Annotated in this window: 1 protein-coding gene; it reads left to right on the top strand. The window is 65.3% G+C overall.

Annotation, left to right across the window (positions count from 1 at the left end; all coding sequences use genetic code 11):
- Nucleotides 1-127 precede the first annotated feature (127 nt).
- On the top strand, nt 128-548 hold a 421-nt coding region (locus OO70_RS50575), incomplete at its 3' end, for a hypothetical protein (RefSeq protein ID WP_043688349.1).

The raw sequence follows: 548 nt of genomic DNA on the forward strand, positions 1-548 counted from the left end.
CTACGGACCCGAGGAAGCCTACGAGCTTGGACTTGTCGACGGTGTTGGTGGCTTGGGCAGTGTTCTAGCTGCTTTCACCGATCACCTTAACCGCCCCTCAGTGGGCTACACCCCTCATGGAGATTCCATGTCCAAAGAACTGATCTACGATCAGGCCGCGCTTGATCGCGCGCAGGCGGCAGGTGTTGCGACCGGCAAGGCCGAGAGCGCTTCCGCTATCGAGTCCCTTCAGAAGCAGCTCGCCGACGCCGCCAACGAACGCAAGGCGCTGCTCGCGGCATTCGCCGAGGTCGCTGGCGACAGCCCGAAGGTCGCGGTGTTCGTCGAAGCGCTGAACGACGGCGTCGCCCCGGCGACCGCCTCGAAGTTCGCCGCGAAGATCGAAGCGCCGAAGGCGGCTCCGGCTGCCGAGACGAAGACGGCCACGCAGGTCGACGCTGACCGGCTGATGCAGCGTCATGCGCCGAACGTGTCGGACGACGGTGACAGCGAAGCGAACGCCGATCCGAAGGCCGCGCGCTTGGCCGAGATCAGCGGCTCGATGAAGG

The organism is Streptomyces xylophagus (genome assembly GCF_000716435.1).
Taxonomy (GTDB): Bacteria; Actinomycetota; Actinomycetes; order Streptomycetales; family Streptomycetaceae; genus Streptomyces; species Streptomyces xylophagus.